This is a genomic window from Desulfobacterales bacterium, from assembly GCA_034520365.1.
Lineage (GTDB): Bacteria > Desulfobacterota > Desulfobacteria > Desulfobacterales > Desulfosalsimonadaceae > M55B175.
Map to the genome: position 1 here is coordinate 1332792 of JAXHNP010000006.1, position 19709 is coordinate 1352500.

Below are 19709 nucleotides of genomic sequence, written 5' to 3' on the forward strand. Positions count from 1 at the left end.
CATGTTTTCAAAAAAATCGATGGTCGTTGCCGGGGCGATCATTCTGATCGCCTTAAATGCGCTCGTCTTCTCCATTGATATGATTCGCAGCTCCGCTGTTTACGAAGCCGCCGCAAGGGCGGCGATTTTTTTTGTCGCCCCGGTGCAGGAGGTTTTGCATTCATCCGTGGAATTTGTGGATGACCTTTGGGAACACTACTTTTGGCTGGTGTCTGTGGGCTATGAAAACGAAAGGCTGCAAAAAGAGCTGGCGCAGGCCAAACAGGCCAACCATAAGTGCCGTGAGGTAGCGCTGGCCAATGAACGGCTCCGGGAGCTTGTCCGCTTAAAACAGCAGAGGTCATTTGAGTATCTGGCGGCAGAGGTGATTGCCAGGGATCCATCCCCCTGGTACCGGACCATCGTAATTAATAAAGGCACTGCGGACGGGGTAAGAGCCCAGAATCCGGTACTGACCGCCAAGGGCATTGTCGGGCATGTCTTGCATGCGACCGCCGATCATGCCAAAGTCTTGCTGATTGTTGATCGAAACAGCTCGGTTGACGCGATGATTCAGCGCAGCCGGGCGAGAGGTATCGCCAGAGGCGCGGATAACGGGAAATGCCTGTTTGACTATACGCTCAGGAAGAAGGAAGTCCGGATCGATGACATTGTCATATCCTCCGGATTTGATCAGTTATATCCCAAAGGGTTTCGGATCGGGCGCGTCTCCAAAGTGGTGCGCCGCAATGCCGGTCTTTTTCAGGATGTTGAAATTACCCCGTTTATTGATTTCAAAACCCTGGAAGAGGTTATGGTGCTGCTGAACCCGCCGGATTACGAAGTTGCTGAGAACTGATGCGCGATGTTGTTTATTTAATTTTTGGGATCATTTTGGTGGGGCTGCACACAGCGATCCTGTCTGATTTTCCGGATATTATCGCTTTCTACGACATTCTAATTCCGTTTGTGGTTTATCTGAGCCTGTTCCGGAGTCTATCCGCCGGGATTTCGATGGTTCTGATTATCGGGTTTTTGATGGATACGGTCTCCGGGGCGCCGAATGGCATTTATATGGCCGTCTTTATGACTGTTTTTCTTATTTTTCGAAATATTGCCGCCTACTTTCAGGCCCAGGAGACGTTTTTGTTCACCGCCTGCACCGCGGTGGGCGTTTTTGTTGAGAATTTGCTCTTCTGCCTGCTGCTCATGCTGGCCCATCCGGATCCGGCGGTTCTGATTAACTCGGTTCAACTGGTCATCGTGCAGTTAATCTGGGTGCTTTTAACCGCTCCCCTGATTTTTCGGGTGTTTACCGCCGTATCTGCCGGCGTGGATCATATCCGGGCCACCCGATAATATCTCTAGACAGGTTGTTTGTAAATGACGCCGCCCAGTCAGCTTCAAAAATATTTTCAACGGGTTGATACGGACTGGTACCGGAACCGGATCTTCGGGTTTATGTGCTTTATGGTAGCGGCCTTTCTGGTGCTGGGCATAAGGCTCCTTTATATGCAGATTATTAAAGGGGAGCATTATTATGCTCTGGCCAAGGACAACTGCATCCGGCGGCAGCATATCAATGCCTTTCGGGGCCTGATATATGATCGCAGCGGCCATCTGCTGGTGGAAAATCGCCCCTCATTTAATTTAAGTATTGTGGAAAAGGATGCGAAACCACTGGATCAGACAGTTGAAAAGCTTTGTACCTATTTGAAAAAAGACCCGGAAGATATCCGGTCCCGGATTGAAAAGGCCGATGGGGGATATGAGCCGGTGCTGATCCAGGAGGATATTGACCGCAATACCATGGCGGCCATTTCCTCGCATCGGTTCGAATTGCCGGGGGTTAACATTGAGGCAAGGGCCCGCCGCCATTATTTGCATCCCTCATTGGCCGCCCATTTGCTGGGGTATTTGGGCGAAGTAAACCCGGCGGAAATCCGAAAAAGTGCATTCAATAAAAGGTATACAGGCGATTATGTCGGCCGTTTTGGCGTGGAAAAGGCATTTGAGTCCTATCTTGCCGGAACCCCGGGCGGTCGGATTGTGCAGGTAAACGCGGGGGGGCAAATTGTTGATGTGCTGGATCAAGTCCGGGCCGAGCCCGGGCACAATGTTTACCTGACCATTGATTATGAACTTCAGCAAATGGCTGAATCGCTTCTGGGGGATAAGAGCGGGGCTGTGGTGGCGATGGATCCCAATTCCGGTGAGGTTCTGGCCATGGTGAGCAGCCCGGGGTTTAACCAGAACCGTTTCGTGGAGGGGATGAGCAGCAAAGAATGGCATGCTTTGCTTGCCAACCCCAAGCAGCCCATGGTGAATAAGGTTATCCAGGGGGAATATCCGCCGGCGTCCACTTATAAAATTGTCACCGCCATGGCGGCATTGGAAGCGGGTGCTGTCAACACCGAAGAAGAGATTTATTGTCCCGGTCATTATCAGTATGGTAACCGGTTGTATCATTGCTGGAAGGAAATCGGGCATGGCCATTTGGATCTGATTCACGCGATTTCTCAATCATGCGACGTGTTTTTTTACCAAATGGGCAGACGCCTGGGGGTGGACACATTGGCCAAATATGCCCGCGGCTGCGGCCTGGGAAGATCTAGCGGGATACGCCTGGATGGGGAGGCGGACGGGTTGATACCCACCTCCCAGTGGAAGCTCAGGCGCTACGGCGTGCCGTGGCAGGGGGGCGAGACCCTGTCAATTGCCATCGGTCAAGGGTATAATCTGGTAACGCCTCTGCAGATGGCGGTACTTATTTCAGCGGTGGCCAATGGGGGCATCCGGTATCAGCCGAGCATTCTAAGAAGCATTGAAACAGTGGAGGGCAAACGGGTAAAATCGGGCCAAACGATAATAAACGGGCGCCTGCCGGCCAGTCAAAAAACCCTGCGCATAATTCGCAAAGGGCTTTGGCGGGCGGTTAATGCCAGGCATGGAACCGCCTACTGGCATGTACGGGATAAGTCGATCGAGATCAGCGGAAAAACCGGTACCGCCCAGATCATTAGCCGCAAGAAAGGTGAAAAACGCCAGGAAAATCTGGAAGACCGGTATAAACCCCATGCCTGGTTTATCGGCTATGCCCCGTCAGATGAACCGAAGATTGCGGTTTCCGTGCTGGTTGAACACGGCGAGCACGGATCCAGCGGTGCCGGGCCTATTGCCGGCAAACTGATGCGAAATTATTTAAAGTCTTCGGATAAGCATGTAAAGGAGTGACATCAAGATGACAGATGATTCTAAAGATATATCCCCATCCGGATCTTCCGTACCCTCGAATTTTATTCGACAGATCATTGAGGCGGATACCAGTTCCGGCAAATACGGCGGCCGGGTGGTTACCCGGTTTCCGCCGGAGCCTAACGGCTATCTCCATATCGGCCATGCCAAATCCATTTGCCTCAATTTCGGTTTTGCCGAGGAATTCGGCGGCACGTGCCATCTGCGCTTTGATGATACCAACCCGTTAAAGGAAAATGTGACATACGTGGATTCCATAAAAGAAGATGTCAGATGGCTGGGCTTTGACTGGAAGGGGCATCTGTATTTTGCTTCTGATTATTTTGATAAACTCTATGAATATGCCTTGATCCTTATAAAATCCGGCAAAGCCTATGTTGACAGTTTAAGCCCGGAAGAGATCCGCGCGCACCGGGGCACGCTCACAGAGCCCGGAAAAGAGAGCCCATACCGCAGCCGGTCGGTTGATGAGAATTTAGATCTGTTCAAGCGGATGGCCGCCGGAGAGTTTGAAGAGGGCGAATGTGTGCTGCGGGCAAAGATTGATATGGAATCGCCCAATGTCATCATGCGCGATCCCACCCTGTACCGGATACGCAGGCGGGCCCATCATCGCACCGGCGAGAAGTGGCATATTTATCCCATGTATGATTTTGCCCACTGCCTCTCGGATTCGCTCGAGGGGATCACGCATTCCATCTGTACGGTAGAGTTTGAAAACAACCGGGAGCTCTATGATTGGATACTTGATACACTCGAGGTCTATCATCCGCAGCAGATCGAATTTGCCCGGCTGAATCTCTCCTACACAGTGCTTAGCAAGCGGAAGCTGATCGAACTGGTTGAGGGCGGCTATGTGGACGGCTGGGATGATCCCCGGATGCCCACCATATCCGGATTCCGTCGGCGCGGCTATACGCCGGCCGCAATACGCAATTTTTGCGACCGGATCGGCGTGGCCAAGCGGGACAGCATGGTGGATCTGGCCCTTCTTGAGTACTGCATCCGCGAGGATCTGAATAAACGGGCGCCCCGTTTTATGGGGGTTCTGCGGCCGCTTAAGGTGGTAATTGAAAACTATCCGGAGGGGGAAACAGAGACCCTGGAAGCGATCAACAACCCCGAGGATGCGGCCATGGGCACCCGGCAGATTCCGTTTTCCCGGGAGCTCTTTATTGAAAAAGAGGATTTTATGGAAGAGCCGCCCAAGAAATTTTTCCGGCTGGCCCCGGGCCGCGAGGTGCGCCTCAGATATGCCTATTTTATCACCTGCACAGACGTGATTAAGGATGAAAACGGCGAGGTCATCGAGCTGCGCTGCACCTATGATCCAAAAACCCGGGGCGGGGATTCCCCGGACGGGCGAAAGGTAAAATCCACCCTTCACTGGGTGTCGGCGAACCATGCCGTTGATGCGGAAATCCGACTTTACAACCATCTGTTCACAGTTGAAAATCCGGCGGCTGAATCGGATTTTAAATCCGTCTTGAATCCCGAATCGCTGGAAATCCTAAATGGCGCCAAGCTGGAACCCGCACTGGCTGAATCAGAATTCGGCGCCCAGTGCCAGTTTGAGCGGCTGGGGTATTTTTGTCAGGATATGAAGTACTCAAAGCCTGAGCATCTGGTTTTTAACCGCATTGTCACATTGCGCGATCAATGGGCTAAGATTAAGAAGCAACAGCAGGGTAAGCAGCAAAAAGCCTAATTTTGATGGCTACGATAATTGCGTCCGAGATGCCTATGCCCCGGTCAGAGAATATACTTTGTCTCCGGCCGGGGCATATGCTTTGTCGTCTACATTTTTGAAACATTGTCCTTTAACTGGGCGATTTCAATGCCCAGGCTGACGCATTGCTTGCCCTGCATACAGAGCTCCGCGTCCCCTTCCTCCAAAAAGGTTTTCAGGTGATGCTGATCCTTTTTTAAATCCACCGTCCAGCGGTCTTGGTCGTCATCATAATTGACATCCACGTCAATACCGCATTCTCCGATATCCGGATAAATTTCCTTAATTTTTTGGCATAATTCACTCTTGTCCATCGTCTTTCCTCCTTATCTGCGGTTTTTCTAAATCCTAAATAAGCAAATGATAATGCCGCATTAAGGCTTTGGCAAATCACCGACCGGTGATTTTTGGGTTTGAGATCAGGCAGATTAATGATACAAAAGTAAATTATATTCTTTGAAATCCCCGCCGCGCAATTTATATTGGAGTTTAATGCACGATTTTTAATGCATGATTTATGATGACTCAGCAGATAATGCGATGGGCCCGGGAACGCAATTTTTTATGATCAGACCAACCATTTTTGGGGCAGGAGGCGAGAATGCTTGATTTTCAGTTAACGGATCAGCAGGTGGAATTGCAGCAAAAGGCGCGTAAATTTGCTCTTGAGCATGTTTTGCCGGTGGCTGCGTATTACGATGAAATCGATGAGGTGCCCTTGAAAGTGCTTCGGGCCGCCTATGACGCCGGTATTTCCAGCATGGACATTCCGGAACAATACGGCGGCAAAGGATATGGCATCGTTGAAGGCGTGCTTGTCACCGAAGAGATTGCCGCCGCCTGCCCGGGCATTGCCACGTCCGTGTTTGACAACTCCCTCGGCATGGAGCCCTTGATCTTATCCGAAAATGAAACGGCCAAACAAAAATACCTTCCGAAAATCGCAAATGAATTCAAGCTGATCAGTTTTGCCACCTCTGAGCCCACCATGGGCTCCGATGTGTCCGGCATCCGCTGCAAAGCCACCCCGGATGGAGAGGATTATGTTTTAAACGGCACCAAATACTGGGTGACCAACGGCGGGATTGCGGACTACTATTCCATTTTTGCCACCACCGATCCCAAGTCCCAGCATAAAGGCATCTGCGCGTTTCTGGTGGAGCGGGACTGGGAAGGCGTCAAGGTGGGGAAAACCATCCCTAAAATGGGTCAGCGCTGCTCCAACACCGTAGGCATCCATTTTGATAATGTGCGCGTGCCCAAGGAGAATGTGCTGGCTGAACCGGGGCAGGGGTTTTACCTGGCCATGAAGACGTTTTCCCGCACGCGCCCGGCCATCGGGGCGTTTTCTGTTGGCGCGGCCCGCTCGGCCATGGAATATGCCATTGATTATGTCAAAAAGCGCCAGGCCTTTGGCTCAAAGATCGCCAACTTCCAATCGCTTCAGTTCAAAATCGCCGAGATGTATCAAAAAGTGGAGACATCCCGCCTGCTGACTTGGAAGGCCGCATGGGAGGCGGACAAGGGCATTGATCCGACCATTAATGCCTCCATTGCCAAGATGTATGCCTCGGAGGCTGCGCTTGAGGTGGCCAATGAGGCGCTTCAAATTTTCGGCGGCTACGGCTATACCAAGATGTTTCCCATAGAAAAACTGCTGCGCGATACCCGGCTTTTTCGTATTTACGAAGGCACCAGTGAAGTCCAGCGGCTGATCGTCTCGGGGCATGCGATGCACACCTATCAGCCGGTGATGCCGGCCCTGGAAGATTTGCCGCTGCACATTGAGCGGGAACCGGATACCGTAAATCAGCCGAATGATGCGGAAACAACTGCCTGGCGCTGCCGGATGTGCGGATATGTCCATTACGGTGAAGAGCCGCCCGAGCAATGCCCCTATTGCTTTTTCCCCAAAACAGCGTTTAAAAATACAGCGGAAAAAGCGGAATAGGGCGTAATCAGAGTCTTATCAGTTCATATGCCCGTGTGCCCAGGCCGATTTCTTCTGCATAATCGAGTTGAATCGGCCAGTCCACTTTCGGGTAAAGCCCCTTGAATTTATCCTCTCCGGGGCCCTGGTTGTGCTTGATGCAGGAATCGGGCAGCGCGGGTTCCTGGTTGACCAGATCCACGCAGGCCTGATCCAGGGCCACCGGATCGGTTGAGGCGGCGATCCCGATGTCCCGGACAATCGGGGCATCGTTATATGGGGGACAGTCGCAGGCAGGCGAGACATGGTTAATAAAATTGATGAAAAAGCTCTTATCCGGCTTATCCTTTAATATCCCATGGGTATACTCCGCCATGTATTCCAGAAATCGGGGGATGGACTGATTCCATTGGATTTGAACCGCGCCGGTTTCGCAAACCAGAATGCATTCCCCGCAGCCCACACATTTTTCCGGATTGATTTTGGCTTTTTCCTCCACAAAATAAATGGCTTCCTGGGCGCAGTGCAGGGCGCATTCCCCGCAGCCCACACATTTTTTCTGCTTCACCTTGGGCGAAACACCCGAATGCTGATCCATTTTTCCGCGTCTTGAGGCGCAGCCCATGCCCACATTCTTAATGGCCCCGCCAAAGCCGGATAGCTCATGGCCTTTAAAGTGGGCAACAGAAATCAGCGCATCCGCCTCAATAATTTCCGAGCCAATATAGACGGCCTTGCAGTTTTTTTGATCAACGGCAACCGCGGTTTCCGACTTGCCCCGCAGTCCGTCGGCAATTACCAGCGGCGCATTAACCACCGAATAGGCGAATCCGTTTTCCGTTGCCGTCTTCAGGTGATCCACCGCATTGCCCCGCGAGCCGGCATAGAGGGTGTTCGCATCTGTCAGGAACGGAGAGGCGCCCGCGGCCTTAATGGCGTCAACGATGTGCCGGATATAGACGGGCCGGATAAATGCGGTATTGCCCAGTTCGCCGAAGTGGAGCTTCAGCGCGACCAGATCCCGTTTTTTGATGCATTTCGGCATCCCGGCCTTATCCATGAGGCCTTTTAATTTGGTGATGAAGTTTTCCTTATAGGACGCTTTGAAATCGATAAAAAATACATTGCTGGCCATTGTTCCTCCTTATCTTCTGCCCGGCGAATCAGTTAGCGGGCTTTTATATGTTATCTTAAACCTAAATTGAGCGAATGATCCATGTTTTATATAGCAGACAGGAACCGGCCGGATCAAGCCGCTAAGTTGCTACGGTATGGTTAAGTCCGGTTAAAGACCGGTTAAAGCTTGCAATAACAGCCGGATTGCGATATGGCAATACCCGCGCGCATCAAGTCTTTTTTCATGGACGGCCCGGCCGCCGTCCCATTTGTCGACAAAATTTTCTCGTTTTTATATTTCCTGATGTTTGACCGACGATTGATTCAGTACTTTGACTGGGGCCTTTTGCTGATTGCCCTGCTGATTGCCGGCATAGGGCTGCTGCTGCTCTATAGCGCCGTCCAGACCAGCGAGATCCGTAGTATTCTGTATTATAAGCAGATGGTATGGCTTTCTCTGGGGTTTCTGGTTATGGTTGCCGTGTTTTTATTTAACTATAAGCACCTGGACCAATGGTCCCTGATAATATATATAGGATGCGTGGGGCTGCTGCTGCTGGTCTTTGTTTTTGGCAAGCATGTCGGCGGATCCACCCGCTGGCTCGCCATCGGCCCATTTACTTTGCAGCCCTCTGAGCCGGTCAAGCTCGGTGTGATAATCATCCTGGCCAAATACCTTGCCAGTGCGGTCAAGCCGGCGGGGCTTGATTTGAAAGACTTGATTCCCCCGATGGTACTAACCGGCATCCCCTTCCTATTGGTGGCCGCCCAGCCGGACCTGGGCACCGCGGGCACCATTGCTTTAATCGCTGCAACCATGGTTATTTTTGCCAAAATTGAACGAAAAACCCTGGTTTTTTTTATCCTGGTGATTGCCGTGACCCTGCCGCTGGGATGGAATCTATTGGAGCCTTATCAGCAGGAGCGCATTCTGACACTTATTTTTCCCAACCGCGATCCGCTGGGTGCCGGCTATCATATCCGGCAATCCAAAATTGCCGTGGGCTCGGGCATGCTGTTTGGCAAGGGCTATTTAGACGGCACGCAGAAGATGCTTGCCTTTTTGCCGGAGCAGCATACGGACTTCATCTTTTCGGTTCTGGCCGAAGAATGGGGGTTTGTGGGGTCCTTTGCCGTACTGTTTCTCTATCTGTTTTTGATTGCTTTCGGGCTTAATGTCGCCTATGCGTGCCGGGATAAATTCGGGGCTATTTTGGCGGTCGGTATTACGGCCATGTTTTTCTGGCAGGTATTTACCAACATCGGGATGGTGATCGGCATCATGCCGGTGGTCGGCATGCCGCTGCCGCTGATGAGCTATGGGGGGTCCTCCATACTTACCAGCTTTATCGGGCTGGGACTGCTAATGAATATTAGTATGCGAAAATTCATGAAAGATTAGGCGTTTGATACCCCACCAGCAGCAACCGACACGCATAGGTTTTTAGGTATGATTTTTAGGGCAGCGGACGGTGTTTGGATAAACGGCGGCACACGGGCCCTAGCGGACAAAATTTTTCAAAAAAGTTTTGACAAATGTAACTGTTTGGTGATAGTTCTTTTTGCTTAAATTTAAGGATATATGAAGTTTGTCATCCAGGGAAACATTTATGGACGATCGGTCAAATTGCGGGGGATAAATTTATGGTAAGTATCGACTACACGCTCATCATTCAGATCATCAATTTTGTTGTATTGATATGGGCGTTAAACCTTGTTCTTTACCGGCCCATTCGGGGAATTATCAACCAACGGACTGAAAAAGTAGAAGGGCTTGAAACGGGTATCGAGCGTTTTGAACAGGATGTGGTCGACAAGGATCAGGCCATCAAGGACGGACTGAAAGAGGCCCGGGCCAAAGGGGTTGAGGAAAAGGTGACCCTTGAAAATGAGGCCAGGGCCCTTGAAAAAGAAAAGATCGAGGAGATCAATGAAAGAGCCCGCCAGGATCTGGCCAAAGTCCGGGAACAGATTGCCAGAGACATGGAATCGGCCCGGCAGTCCTTGGAGGCTGAGGTGGATAAATTTGCTGATGATATCAGCCAGAAAATTCTGGGGAGGGCGGTTTAATGACATTGAAAGGGGTATTGCGCCAATCACGACCACTGCTTACTACTTTGCTGCTATGCCTGCTGCTTATTCTGCCAACCGCGGTCCTCGCTGCAAGCGGCGGTGATGGCGGCGGCGGATGGCAAGCCACCGACACCTACCGGGTCATGAATTTTGCCGTCCTGCTTGCCCTGTTGATTTTCCTCCTGCGAAAACCTGCCTCTCAATTTTTAAGCGGCCGCATTAAAGGGATTCAGGAACAATTAGCGGATCTTGAGGAAAAAAAGAAGGCAGCCGAGAAAAAGTTGGCGGAATATAACGAACGGTTGGCCAAACTCACCGAAGAATCTGAACAGATCATCGAGCAGTATAAAAAACAGGGCGAAGCGGCCCGGGAAAAAATTCTCAAGGAAGCCGAAGCCTCTGCCGCCAAATTGGAGGAGCAGGCCCGCCGGACCATTGATCACGAATTCAATCAGGCCAAAAAGCAGCTTGAGGTCGATGTGCTTGAAAAGGCGTTTGCCAAAGCTGAGGAGAAGCTTAAAAGTCGCATTACAGAAGACGACCAGAGCCAACTAATTGATGAATACTTAAATGAGGTGGTGAAAAAGTGAGAAGTTCTGCGATTGCCAGACGTTATGCAAAAGCCTTGATGCTGATCGCCAAGGATGACGGACAGGCTGAAACCTACAGGGAGGAGCTCGATGGATTTATCGAGCTGTTTGATCAACAGGAAGAGCTTGAGCCGATGATCACCAATCCTTTGTACAGCGCCGAGAATCGGCGGAAGGTGTTTACAGCGGTAATTGATGCGGTGAAAATCTCAAATGTGATGCGCTCATTTTTGATCCTGCTGTTCAATAAGGGGCGTATTCCCTATATTCGCCAGATAGCCGCCAACTATAACAAGCTGGCGGATGAGCTGAAAGGCATCGTGCGGGCCAATCTGGTTTCGGCCACCGAACTGTCCGATGAAAAATTCGAAGAAATCCGCAATGCGCTCTCAAAGATGACCGGGAAAGACGTTGTGTTGGAGTCAGAACAGGATCCGAGCATTATTGGCGGGGTTGTCACCAAAATCGGGGATCTGGTTCTGGATGGAAGTATAAAGACGCAGTTGGAAAATATGAGAGAATCATTAAAAAGGGGTGAGAGGGTCTAATGGAAATAAAAGCCGAAGAAATCAGTCAAATTATTAAGGATCAGATTCAGGAATTTGACAAGAAGGTTGAACTGAGTGAAACCGGCGTGGTCTTATCCGTTGGTGACGGCATCGCCCGCGTTTATGGACTCGAGCAGGTTCAGGCACTCGAACTTGTTGAATTTCCAAATGGTGTGCTCGGATTGGCAATGAACCTTGAGGAAGACAATGTGGGTGTTGCCATTATGGGTGAAGACACTGAGATCAAGGAAGGCGCCATTGTCAAGCGGACCGGCCGCATTGCCGAGGTCCCGGTGGGCGATGCCGTTCTTGGCCGCGTGGTCTCAGCTGTCGGTGAACCGCTTGACGGCAAGGGGCCGATCGAAGCCAGCGAGACACGGCGGGTTGAAAAAGTAGCGCCCGGTGTTATCGACCGAAAAAGCGTTCATGAACCCTGTTATACCGGTCTTAAGGCCATCGACGCCATGACACCGGTTGGCCGCGGGCAGCGCGAGCTGATCATCGGCGACCGCCAGATCGGAAAAACCGCTGTGGCCGTTGATGCCATTCTGGCCCAGAAAGATACCGACGTCTATTGTATCTATGTGGCCTGCGGCCAGAAGAAATCATCCGTCGCCCAGGTTGTGGCGGTGCTTGAGAAATACGGCGCCATGGAGTATACTACTGTTGTTGCCGCCTGCGCCAGTGACCCGGCCACCCAGCAGTATGTCGCGCCATATGCCGGATGCGCTATGGGCGAGTATTTTCGGGATAACGGCAAGCACGCCCTGATTATCTATGACGACCTTTCCAAACAGGCGGCCGCCTATCGCCAGGTATCCCTGCTGATGCGACGTCCGCCCGGCCGTGAAGCCTATCCCGGCGATATTTTCTACAACCACTCCCGCCTGCTCGAGCGCGCGTCGAAATTAAATGACGAACTGGGCGCCGGCTCCCTGACCGCACTTCCAATCATTGAGACACAGGCCGGCGACGTTTCCGCATATATTCCCACAAACGTTATTTCAATTACCGACGGGCAGATTTATCTGGAACCCGCGCTTTTCTTTGCCGGTGTGCGGCCCGCCATTAACGTTGGGCTTTCGGTTTCCCGGGTCGGCGGTGCCGCCCAGGAAAAAGCCATGAAGCAGGTCGCGGGTACACTTCGCCTCGATCTGGCCCAATACCGGGAGCTTGAATCATTTGCCGCTTTTGGCTCCGACCTGGATGCCGCCACCCAGAAGCAGCTCACCCGGGGTGAGCGCCTGGTTGAAATTTTGAAGCAGCCGCAGTATCAGCCGTTGCCGCTTGAAAAACAGGTGTCCATCATTTATGCCGGTACCAAGGGCTATCTGGACAATCTGCCGTTGGGTGTGCTGGCCAAATATGAAGCCGGGCTCTATCAGTTTATTGAATCCCGCTATCCGGATATTTTGGAAGGCCTCCAAGAAAAGCGAGAGCTCACGGACGAAATTGATCAGAAAATGCAGAAGGCATTCGAAGAGTATGGGGATGAATTCAAGGACACAATCAAATAATAGCTGATAAGGCAGAGATTTATGGCGTCGTTAAAAGAAGTCCAGGCAAAAATTCAAAGTGTCAAGAAGACCAAAAAGATTACCCGGGCCATGAATATGGTGGCGTCTTCAAAATTGAAAGGCGCCCAATCCGCCATGGAATCGTTTCGGCCCTATGCTGAAAAATTCTCCGAGGTACTGGGCAACATTGCCGATAAAGCCGGGGAAGAGAGCAGCCCCTTGTTGGTGGCACCGGAAGAAACCAGTAATACGCACATCGTGCTGATGACATCGGATCGGGGCCTGTGCGGCGGCTTTAATACGCATCTAATTGAGACGGCAGAAGAGTTTGCCAATGAAAAATTGGGCCGGGGCCACAAAATCAGTTTCACGAATTTTGGCAAAAAAGGTCGGGATTGGTGCCGTAAACACAAGTTTCAGCGGGATAAGGAATATCTGGGGGTTGTCGGGGGCAGGTTCGGATTTAACGTGGCCTCTACTGCCGGCCAGGAGCTGATCAATGCATTTTTGAATGAATCCTATGATGAGGTTTATGTGGTATATGCCCAATTCAAGGGTATGGCCAGCCAGCCGCCAGCCATCAAACAGCTGCTGCCCATACCGGTGATTGAGCCCGGGGAAACCGCCGAGGCAGCCGACGAGAGCGCCCCGTATATGGCTGAGCATATCATTGAACCATCGCCGGATGAATTGTTAAATGAAATGCTGCCCAGAAACGTATATATTCAGTTGTACAATGCACTGCTTGAAACCTCGACCAGTGAGCATGCCGCACGAATGAAGGCAATGGATAACGCCACCCAGGCATGTGATGATATGATTGAGAGCCTGACCCTGACTTACAACAAGGCCCGGCAGGCGGCTATTACAATGGAACTGATGGATATTGTCGGCGGTGCCGAAGCATTAAAAGGTTAAACAATAATATTACGCCTTATATAGTTTGAGGAGGTCTATCCATGGCAGAAAACATCGGGAAAATTACACAGGTATTGGGACCTGTTGTCGACGTAGAGTTCGAACAGGGAAAACTCCCTGAAATGATGACCGCGCTTCTCATTACCAATCCCACCATTAACGATGAAGAAGACAATTTGGTAGTGGAAGTTGCCCAGCATTTGGGCGATAATGTGGTTCGAACCATCGCAATGGATGTTACAGATGGTCTGGTTCGGGGCGCTCGGGTTAAGGATACGGGCAGTCCGATCAAAATGCCGGTTGGCGAGGCGGCCCTTGGCCGGGTTTTAAACGTTGTCGGGCGACCGGTGGACGGTTTGGGGCCTGTTGACAGCCAGAAAATGATGCCGATTCATCGGCTGGCGCCAAAATTCACCGAGCAGGACACATCGGTTAATGTGCTGGAAACCGGGGTCAAGGTTATTGACCTGCTGGTTCCGTTCCCCCGCGGTGGTAAGATGGGACTTTTCGGGGGTGCCGGTGTCGGCAAAACCGTCATCATGATGGAAATGGTCAACAATATCGCCATGCAGCACGGCGGTATTTCTGTGTTTGCCGGTGTCGGGGAAAGGACCCGGGAAGGAAATGACCTCTATCACGAAATGAAAGACTCAGGTGTTCTGCCGAAAGCCTCCCTGGTTTACGGCCAGATGACCGAGCCGCCGGGTGCCCGGGCCCGGGTGGCGCTTTCCGCTTTGACAGAAGCCGAATACTATCGGGATGAAGAGGGGCAGGACGTGTTGATCTTTATCGACAACATCTTCCGGTTTACCCAGGCCGGCCAGGAAGTCTCCTCGCTGCTCGGTCGTATGCCTTCGGCGGTCGGTTATCAGCCCACGCTGGCGGTTGAACTCGGTGAGCTTCAGGAACGGATCACCTCCACGGACAAGGGCTCGATTACCGCGGTTCAGTGTGTGTACGTCCCGGCAGACGACTTGACCGACCCGGCGCCGGCGACCACCTTCGCCCACTTGGACGGAACGGTGGTTCTTTCCCGGCAGATTGCAGAGCTTGGGATTTATCCCGCAGTGGACCCCCTGGACTCCACCTCCCGGATTCTTGATGCGGCCTACATCGGCGAAGAGCATTACTCAGTGGCCCGTGAGGTTCAGCAGATTCTTCAGAAATACAAAGAGCTTCAGGATATTATTGCTATTTTGGGTATGGAGGAGCTCTCTGATGAGGATAAAATCACGGTGGGCCGCGCCCGGAAAATGCAGCGCTTTCTGTCTCAGCCCTTTCATGTGGCCGAAACTTTTACCGGTTTGAAGGGGGCCTATGTAAAAATCGAGGATACGGTTCGCGGGTTTAAGGAAATCGTCGATGGCAAGCATGATGATCTGCCCGAACAATCCTTCTATCTGGTCGGCACCATTGAGGAAGCGGTTGAAAAAGCCAAGAAAATGTCTTCTGAATAAATAAACTGAGGAATACGACAGATGGCTGAAAATATAAAGCTTGAGGTGGTAACACCGGAAAAGTACGTGGTCAGCGAGGATGCCCAGATCGTGATGGCACCCGGCTCTTTAGGGGAATTTGGTGTTTTGCGCGGACATACGCCCTTTTTAACGTCCCTTAGAATCGGCCGGCTGCATTATAAGGATACCAGCGGCAAAGAGCGTGAGCTGTTTGTCAGCGGCGGCTTTGCAGAGGCCCTGCCGGACCGGGTCACCGTGCTTGCCGAATCAGCGGAGCGCCGCAGCGAAATCGATCTTGACCGGGCAAAAGCGGCCCTGGAAAGGGCCCAAACAAGAATGGCGGAAGAAAAGGCAGAGAATATTAATTTTGAACGCGCCCGCACTGCCATGTACCGGGCGATGGAGCGTATCGAACTCGCTGAAACCAGTCGCGGTTGAAGTTAATTTCATTAATTTTTCTTACCTATAAAAGGGCAATTCATGGATATGTGACGCATGATTTGCCCTTTTTAAGTTTTTTCTGCAGCGTCTATGGACTCGAAACCCGATAATATTGCAGCCATTATCCTGGCAGCCGGTAAAGGCACCCGGATGAAATCGGATAAAGCCAAGGTGCTTCATCCGCTGGCCGGCCGGCCCATTATCAGCTATGTTCTTTCAACCGCAGTCAATATATGCGGGCGAAATATCGTTGTTGTCATCGGCGATCAAGCTGATGCGGTCCGGCAAACGGTGGCTGAGGCAGCGGATGTATGGTTTGCCCATCAACATGAACAGCTCGGCACCGGTCATGCCGTGCAGTGTGCGCTGCCGGAGCTTTCCCCGAATATTGAGAATGTGCTGATTCTATGCGGGGATGTGCCGCTGATTACCGAACAGACGCTTAATGCGTTGATGCGTGCCCATTTACATGCGCAGAATGCAGTGACCCTTTTGGGCGTAGACCTTGACAATCCTCATGGATATGGGCGCCTGGTCACGGATCAAAGGGGCCATGTCATCCGAATCGTTGAGGAGGCTGATGCGACGGAATCAGAAAAAGGCATCTCAACGATAAACTCCGGAATATATTGCATTCACCGGGGCTTTCTGGAGCAGACCATTGCCCGCCTGGAATCGAACAATGCGCAGAACGAGCTTTATCTGACCGATCTGGTTGAAATCGCTGTCTCGAATAACGCACCGGTTGGCATGATGAGAGCCAAGGAACCATCCGAACTGCTGGGTATTAATACGGTGGCGGACCTGAAACAAGTGGAGGCCTTGATGGGCGATTTATAAAAAGGCTTGACTTTAAAATTTCAGAAATATTATACAGGTAAACAGAAGAGGTGAAAATTGGATATCGATGATGTGATGCTCCAATTTGATGAGATTGAGCAGAAGGTCGGCAAGCTGGTGGATCAGCAGAAGGCGCTTGAAGCAAAGAATGCCGAGCTTGCCGAAAAGGTCGAAACATTAGAGGAAGAACTCAGAAAAAAAACTGAAACGGAAAATACATATTCAGAACAGAAGGCACTGATTCGGTCAAAAATTGATGGACTTTTGTCCAAGCTCAATGAGTTGAGTACGAATTCAGCAGGCAGGTAACAGGAGATAACTCTCAATGCGTAATGGATTTTTGTGGAACAGCTGATAACAATTGAACTGCTAGGGGAAACGTTTCAATTTAGAGTAGACGAAGCTCATTTAAATCCAAGGGAAATTGCCGAGCACCTGACGGCTGAAATTGAAACCGTCTCTGAGCAGTTTCCCCGGCATGTATTAAAAACGAATAAAATGGCAATTGTGGTTTCCGCAGCGCTGAATATTACCAAACAATATTTTGAATTAAAAACCAATCATTCGGCACTGCTTGCCAATGTGGCAGACCGGACAATAAAGCTGGATGATTTGCTTGATAAAATCAACCCCTAGCACAAGGTTTCCGCTGCCTCCTGTTTCGGCCTGTCTAAAAAAGTTTGACGCGTCACGCGATTGGACTTAACTTATTGGTGTAACGGCTGACCCCTGCCGGGTACGTGATTGAACAAGACCCCTTGAGCCAACACGTATTTAAAAGGGAGCTTTCACTGGTTTCGGTGTGCACGTTCTGCGACGACAGAAAAGCCTAAAGAAGCTATAAGGCGCCCACTTGATCATTATGGATCAAGGTAAATTCAACACGGCCGGGCGGGGGTTCTCTTTTTAGCACTGAAGTCTTTGAGTCCCTTCTCATTGCATTTCCGCCACATCATCGTTTATCGACCATCTCTTCATTTAACTTATTTCAATCACTTGTAACATCGTTATAATTATCTGCGTGGTCTGTTTAGGGGTCCGGGCACCGTGCACACGGAATTTTTGAACTAAGGGAGTTGATCCATGGAGGGTGCATATATAGTTATGTTTCTGGTCGGCTGTGCGCTAGGCTTTCTGGGGTCCCAGATGCTGCGCGAACGTTTCGCCGCCCAAAAAATTAAGGATGCGGAAGACAAGGCCGCCATGATCATTGATTCAGCCGAACGAAAGGCAGATTCACTGGTTAAGGAGGCGCAGCTCGAGGCCAAAGACCGGCTTTTTAAGATGAAAAGCGATTTTGACGCCGAGACCGCTGAATCCCGATCGGAATTAAAAAAACAGGAAAAACGTCTTCAGCAGAAGGAAGAAAATCTAGAAAAAAAGAATGAACAGGTTGAACTCCAGGAAAAGGAGGCCGCCCGCAAGCAAAAAGAGCTGCAGAAAAGGGAGTCCGAGATCCAGGGGCTTGAGAAAAAATACAATGATATGATAGAGCAGCAGCGCCAACAGCTTGAAGAAATTTCCGGGCTGACCACGGAAGGGGCAAAGGAGCTGCTTCTTCAGTCAATGGAGAATGAGGCCCGCCACGAAGGGGCCAAACTGGTCAAACGGATCACCGCGGAGGCCAAGGAGAATGCGGATAAAGAGGCCAAGAAAATCATGGCGTCTGCTATTCAAAGGTATGCCGGTGATTTCGTGGCAGAACGGACGGTTTCCGTTGTGCAGCTGCCGGATGATGAAATGAAGGGCCGGATCATCGGCCGGGAAGGCAGAAATATCCGCGCCCTTGAAGCCGCCACGGGTATTGATCTGATCATTGATGACACCCCTGAGGCGGTCATTTTATCCGGGTTCAACCCGGTGCGCCGGGAGGTGGCCCGTATTTCATTAACCCGCCTGATTGAGGACGGCCGGATTCATCCGGCGCGCATTGAGGATATCGTCCAAAAGGTCAATCACGAGGTTGAAACCACCATCAAGGAAGCCGGGGACCAGGCGGCCTTTGATTTAGGGGTGCATGGAATCAGCAATGAACTGATCAAATATCTGGGCCGGCTGAAATACCGCACCAGTTATGCGCAGAATATGCTACAGCATTCCGTTGAAGTGGGATTTTTATGCGGGGCCATGGCGGCAGAACTTGGCTTAAATGTCAAGCTTGCCAAACGCATGGGGTTGCTTCACGATATCGGCAAGGCCATAGACCATGAGGTGGACGGCTCGCACGCGGAAATCGGCGCCCGGTTGGCCAAAAAATGCGGTGAATCGGCCAAAGTGGTTCATGCCATCGCTGCCCACCACGAGGAGGTGCAACCGGAGTCGGTCTACGATCTGCTGGTCCAGGCCGGGGACAGCCTGTCCGGCGCCCGCCCCGGCGCCCGCAAGGAGCTCCTGGAAAACTATATCAAGCGGCTGGAAGAGCTTGAAGGCATTGCCAATTCATTTAATGGCGTCTCCAATGCCTATGCCATTCAGGCTGGGCGGGAGCTGCGGGTCATCGTTGACGGCGGCAACATTTCCGATGAGGATTCCACCCTGATGAGCAAGGATATTGCCAAGAAAATCGAGGAGACCCTGACTTTTCCCGGTCAGATCAAGGTGACGGTCATCCGGGAGACCCGGGCGGTTGAATATGCGTATAAATAAGGGGCTGTCATGACTGTTCTGGATATTCTAAACGAGCGCGGATTTGTAGAAAATACAACGCATGATCAAGCGCTGACCGATCATTTTAATGCCGGTGATGTTTCCTGTTATATCGGATTTGATCCCACAGCGCCCAGCCTTCATGTGGGCAGTCTGGTGCCGATCATGTCGCTTGCCCATATGCAGCACAACGGGCACCGCCCGATTGCCCTGGTTGGCGGCGGGACCGGTTTGGTTGGGGATCCGAGCGGTAAGACGGAAATGCGCCAGCTCATGACGGTTGAAACAGCCGAAGAGAATGCCGCCGGCATTAAGCGGCAGCTATCCCGTTTTATTGATTTTTCCGGGGGCAGCGCCAAAATGGTCAATAATGCGGACTGGCTCGTGGGACTGGAGTATATCCCTTTTCTCCGGGATATTGGACGGCATTTTTCCGTTAACCGCATGATCAAGGCGGAGAGCTACCGGGCGCGGCTGGAATCTGAAGAAGGGCTAAATTTTATTGAATTCAATTACATGCTGCTTCAGGCCTATGATTTTTTGAAATTATTCGATGACTATGGCTGCCGCGTGCAAATGGGGGGCAGCGACCAATGGGGCAATATCGTGGCCGGTATTGAACTGATCCGCCGGATGCGCCAGGAAGAGGCCTATGGGATTACGTTTCCCC

General features: G+C 51.4%; 20 protein-coding genes and 1 other RNA gene (1 of these 21 only partly in view). 19 read left to right on the forward strand and 2 right to left on the reverse strand.

The genetic code is table 11. From position 1 onward, the window contains the following. Position 1 precedes the first annotated feature (1 nt). Genes mreC through U5L07_14005 form a run of 4 tightly spaced genes read left to right on the forward strand, consistent with a single transcriptional unit; the run spans position 2 to position 4942 of the window. On the forward strand, positions 2 to 838 hold the full coding sequence (gene mreC / locus U5L07_13990; protein MDZ7832860.1) for a rod shape-determining protein MreC: 837 nt from the start codon (positions 2 to 4) through the stop codon (positions 836 to 838). Beyond that, positions 838 to 1338 carry a hypothetical protein gene (locus U5L07_13995; protein MDZ7832861.1) on the forward strand — a complete coding sequence of 167 codons (501 nt, stop codon included), beginning with the start codon at positions 838 to 840 and terminating at the stop codon, positions 1336 to 1338. Before mreC ends, U5L07_13995 begins: the two co-directional genes overlap by 1 nt. A gap of 24 nt (positions 1339 to 1362) precedes the next feature. Next, the gene (gene mrdA, locus U5L07_14000; GenBank protein MDZ7832862.1) at positions 1363 to 3213 is read left to right on the forward strand and encodes a penicillin-binding protein 2; all 1851 of its coding nucleotides are present in this window, start codon (positions 1363 to 1365) and stop codon (positions 3211 to 3213) included. A gap of 7 nt (positions 3214 to 3220) precedes the next feature. Continuing rightward, a complete protein-coding gene (locus U5L07_14005) occupies positions 3221 to 4942 on the forward strand; it encodes a glutamine--tRNA ligase/YqeY domain fusion protein (GenBank protein ID MDZ7832863.1) in 1722 nt (573 codons plus the stop codon). An 89-nt stretch (positions 4943 to 5031) separates the two neighbouring features. Here the strand turns inward: U5L07_14005 and U5L07_14010 are convergent, their stop codons facing one another. Further along, the gene (locus U5L07_14010) at positions 5032 to 5277 is read right to left on the reverse strand and encodes a hypothetical protein (protein ID MDZ7832864.1); all 246 of its coding nucleotides are present in this window, start codon (positions 5275 to 5277) and stop codon (positions 5032 to 5034) included. Positions 5278 to 5564: 287 nt separating this feature from the next. Between U5L07_14010 and U5L07_14015 the strand changes: the two genes are divergently transcribed. Continuing rightward, complete coding sequence (locus tag U5L07_14015) at positions 5565 to 6914, forward strand: acyl-CoA dehydrogenase family protein (GenBank protein MDZ7832865.1); 1350 nt, start codon at positions 5565 to 5567, stop codon at positions 6912 to 6914. 7 nt (positions 6915 to 6921) lie between these two features. On the opposite strand, the gene U5L07_14020 is transcribed toward U5L07_14015, so the two are convergent. Further along, positions 6922 to 8028, reverse strand: a complete 1107-nt coding sequence (locus U5L07_14020) for a DUF362 domain-containing protein (protein ID MDZ7832866.1) — start codon at positions 8026 to 8028, stop codon at positions 6922 to 6924. A gap of 192 nt (positions 8029 to 8220) precedes the next feature. Between U5L07_14020 and rodA the strand changes: the two genes are divergently transcribed. The 14 genes from rodA to tyrS all read left to right on the forward strand — a co-directional run. Next, positions 8221 to 9411, forward strand: a complete 1191-nt coding sequence (gene rodA / locus U5L07_14025; protein MDZ7832867.1) for a rod shape-determining protein RodA — start codon at positions 8221 to 8223, stop codon at positions 9409 to 9411. Positions 9412 to 9653: 242 nt separating this feature from the next. Beyond that, positions 9654 to 10079: an ATPase gene (locus tag U5L07_14030; GenBank protein MDZ7832868.1), complete on the forward strand. Its 426-nt coding sequence runs from the start codon at positions 9654 to 9656 to the stop codon at positions 10077 to 10079. After that, complete coding sequence (gene atpF, locus U5L07_14035) at positions 10079 to 10672, forward strand: F0F1 ATP synthase subunit B (GenBank protein MDZ7832869.1); 594 nt, start codon at positions 10079 to 10081, stop codon at positions 10670 to 10672. The genes U5L07_14030 and atpF overlap by 1 nt, the downstream gene beginning before the upstream one ends. After that, a complete protein-coding gene (gene atpH, locus U5L07_14040; GenBank protein ID MDZ7832870.1) occupies positions 10669 to 11220 on the forward strand; it encodes an ATP synthase F1 subunit delta in 552 nt (183 codons plus the stop codon). The genes atpF and atpH overlap by 4 nt, the downstream gene beginning before the upstream one ends. Further along, complete coding sequence (gene atpA, locus U5L07_14045; protein ID MDZ7832871.1) at positions 11220 to 12737, forward strand: F0F1 ATP synthase subunit alpha; 1518 nt, start codon at positions 11220 to 11222, stop codon at positions 12735 to 12737. The genes atpH and atpA overlap by 1 nt, the downstream gene beginning before the upstream one ends. A gap of 21 nt (positions 12738 to 12758) precedes the next feature. Then, a complete protein-coding gene (gene atpG / locus U5L07_14050; protein MDZ7832872.1) occupies positions 12759 to 13655 on the forward strand; it encodes an ATP synthase F1 subunit gamma in 897 nt (298 codons plus the stop codon). 41 nt (positions 13656 to 13696) lie between these two features. Beyond that, positions 13697 to 15112, forward strand: coding sequence for a F0F1 ATP synthase subunit beta (gene atpD, locus U5L07_14055; protein ID MDZ7832873.1), 1416 nt, complete (start codon positions 13697 to 13699; stop codon positions 15110 to 15112). A gap of 21 nt (positions 15113 to 15133) precedes the next feature. After that, on the forward strand, positions 15134 to 15550 hold the full coding sequence (locus U5L07_14060) for a F0F1 ATP synthase subunit epsilon (GenBank protein ID MDZ7832874.1): 417 nt from the start codon (positions 15134 to 15136) through the stop codon (positions 15548 to 15550). Positions 15551 to 15643: 93 nt separating this feature from the next. Then, positions 15644 to 16393: an NTP transferase domain-containing protein gene (locus tag U5L07_14065; GenBank protein MDZ7832875.1), complete on the forward strand. Its 750-nt coding sequence runs from the start codon at positions 15644 to 15646 to the stop codon at positions 16391 to 16393. A gap of 57 nt (positions 16394 to 16450) precedes the next feature. After that, a complete protein-coding gene (locus tag U5L07_14070) occupies positions 16451 to 16702 on the forward strand; it encodes a cell division protein ZapB (GenBank protein MDZ7832876.1) in 252 nt (83 codons plus the stop codon). A 33-nt stretch (positions 16703 to 16735) separates the two neighbouring features. Next, a complete protein-coding gene (locus U5L07_14075; GenBank protein ID MDZ7832877.1) occupies positions 16736 to 17029 on the forward strand; it encodes a cell division protein ZapA in 294 nt (97 codons plus the stop codon). Positions 17030 to 17116: 87 nt separating this feature from the next. Next, a non-coding RNA gene (gene ssrS, locus U5L07_14080) (6S RNA) lies at positions 17117 to 17295 on the forward strand. Between the two features lie 181 nt (positions 17296 to 17476). After that, positions 17477 to 19039, forward strand: coding sequence for a ribonuclease Y (gene rny, locus U5L07_14085; protein MDZ7832878.1), 1563 nt, complete (start codon positions 17477 to 17479; stop codon positions 19037 to 19039). A 9-nt stretch (positions 19040 to 19048) separates the two neighbouring features. Further along, positions 19049 to 19709, forward strand: the 5' portion of a protein-coding gene (gene tyrS, locus U5L07_14090; protein MDZ7832879.1) for a tyrosine--tRNA ligase. 629 nt of this gene lie beyond the right edge of the window; 661 of the gene's 1290 nt are visible here — the first part of the coding sequence; its start codon is at positions 19049 to 19051; the stop codon falls past the right edge of the window.

Coding starts and splice junctions, on each gene's coding strand:
- atpA (MDZ7832871.1), top strand. CDS start 11,220: ATGGAAATAAAAGCCGAAGAAATCAGTCAAATTATTAAGGATCAGATT.
- rodA (MDZ7832867.1), top strand. CDS start 8,221: ATGGCAATACCCGCGCGCATCAAGTCTTTTTTCATGGACGGCCCGGCC.
- rny (MDZ7832878.1), top strand. CDS start 17,477: ATGGAGGGTGCATATATAGTTATGTTTCTGGTCGGCTGTGCGCTAGGC.
- U5L07_13995 (MDZ7832861.1), top strand. CDS start 838: ATGCGCGATGTTGTTTATTTAATTTTTGGGATCATTTTGGTGGGGCTG.
- atpF (MDZ7832869.1), top strand. CDS start 10,079: ATGACATTGAAAGGGGTATTGCGCCAATCACGACCACTGCTTACTACT.
- U5L07_14015 (MDZ7832865.1), top strand. CDS start 5,565: ATGCTTGATTTTCAGTTAACGGATCAGCAGGTGGAATTGCAGCAAAAG.
- U5L07_14065 (MDZ7832875.1), top strand. CDS start 15,644: ATGGACTCGAAACCCGATAATATTGCAGCCATTATCCTGGCAGCCGGT.
- U5L07_14010 (MDZ7832864.1), bottom strand. CDS start 5,277: ATGGACAAGAGTGAATTATGCCAAAAAATTAAGGAAATTTATCCGGAT.
- atpG (MDZ7832872.1), top strand. CDS start 12,759: ATGGCGTCGTTAAAAGAAGTCCAGGCAAAAATTCAAAGTGTCAAGAAG.
- U5L07_14060 (MDZ7832874.1), top strand. CDS start 15,134: ATGGCTGAAAATATAAAGCTTGAGGTGGTAACACCGGAAAAGTACGTG.
- U5L07_14030 (MDZ7832868.1), top strand. CDS start 9,654: ATGGTAAGTATCGACTACACGCTCATCATTCAGATCATCAATTTTGTT.
- U5L07_14020 (MDZ7832866.1), bottom strand. CDS start 8,028: ATGGCCAGCAATGTATTTTTTATCGATTTCAAAGCGTCCTATAAGGAA.
- mreC (MDZ7832860.1), top strand. CDS start 2: ATGTTTTCAAAAAAATCGATGGTCGTTGCCGGGGCGATCATTCTGATC.
- atpD (MDZ7832873.1), top strand. CDS start 13,697: ATGGCAGAAAACATCGGGAAAATTACACAGGTATTGGGACCTGTTGTC.
- U5L07_14005 (MDZ7832863.1), top strand. CDS start 3,221: ATGACAGATGATTCTAAAGATATATCCCCATCCGGATCTTCCGTACCC.
- mrdA (MDZ7832862.1), top strand. CDS start 1,363: ATGACGCCGCCCAGTCAGCTTCAAAAATATTTTCAACGGGTTGATACG.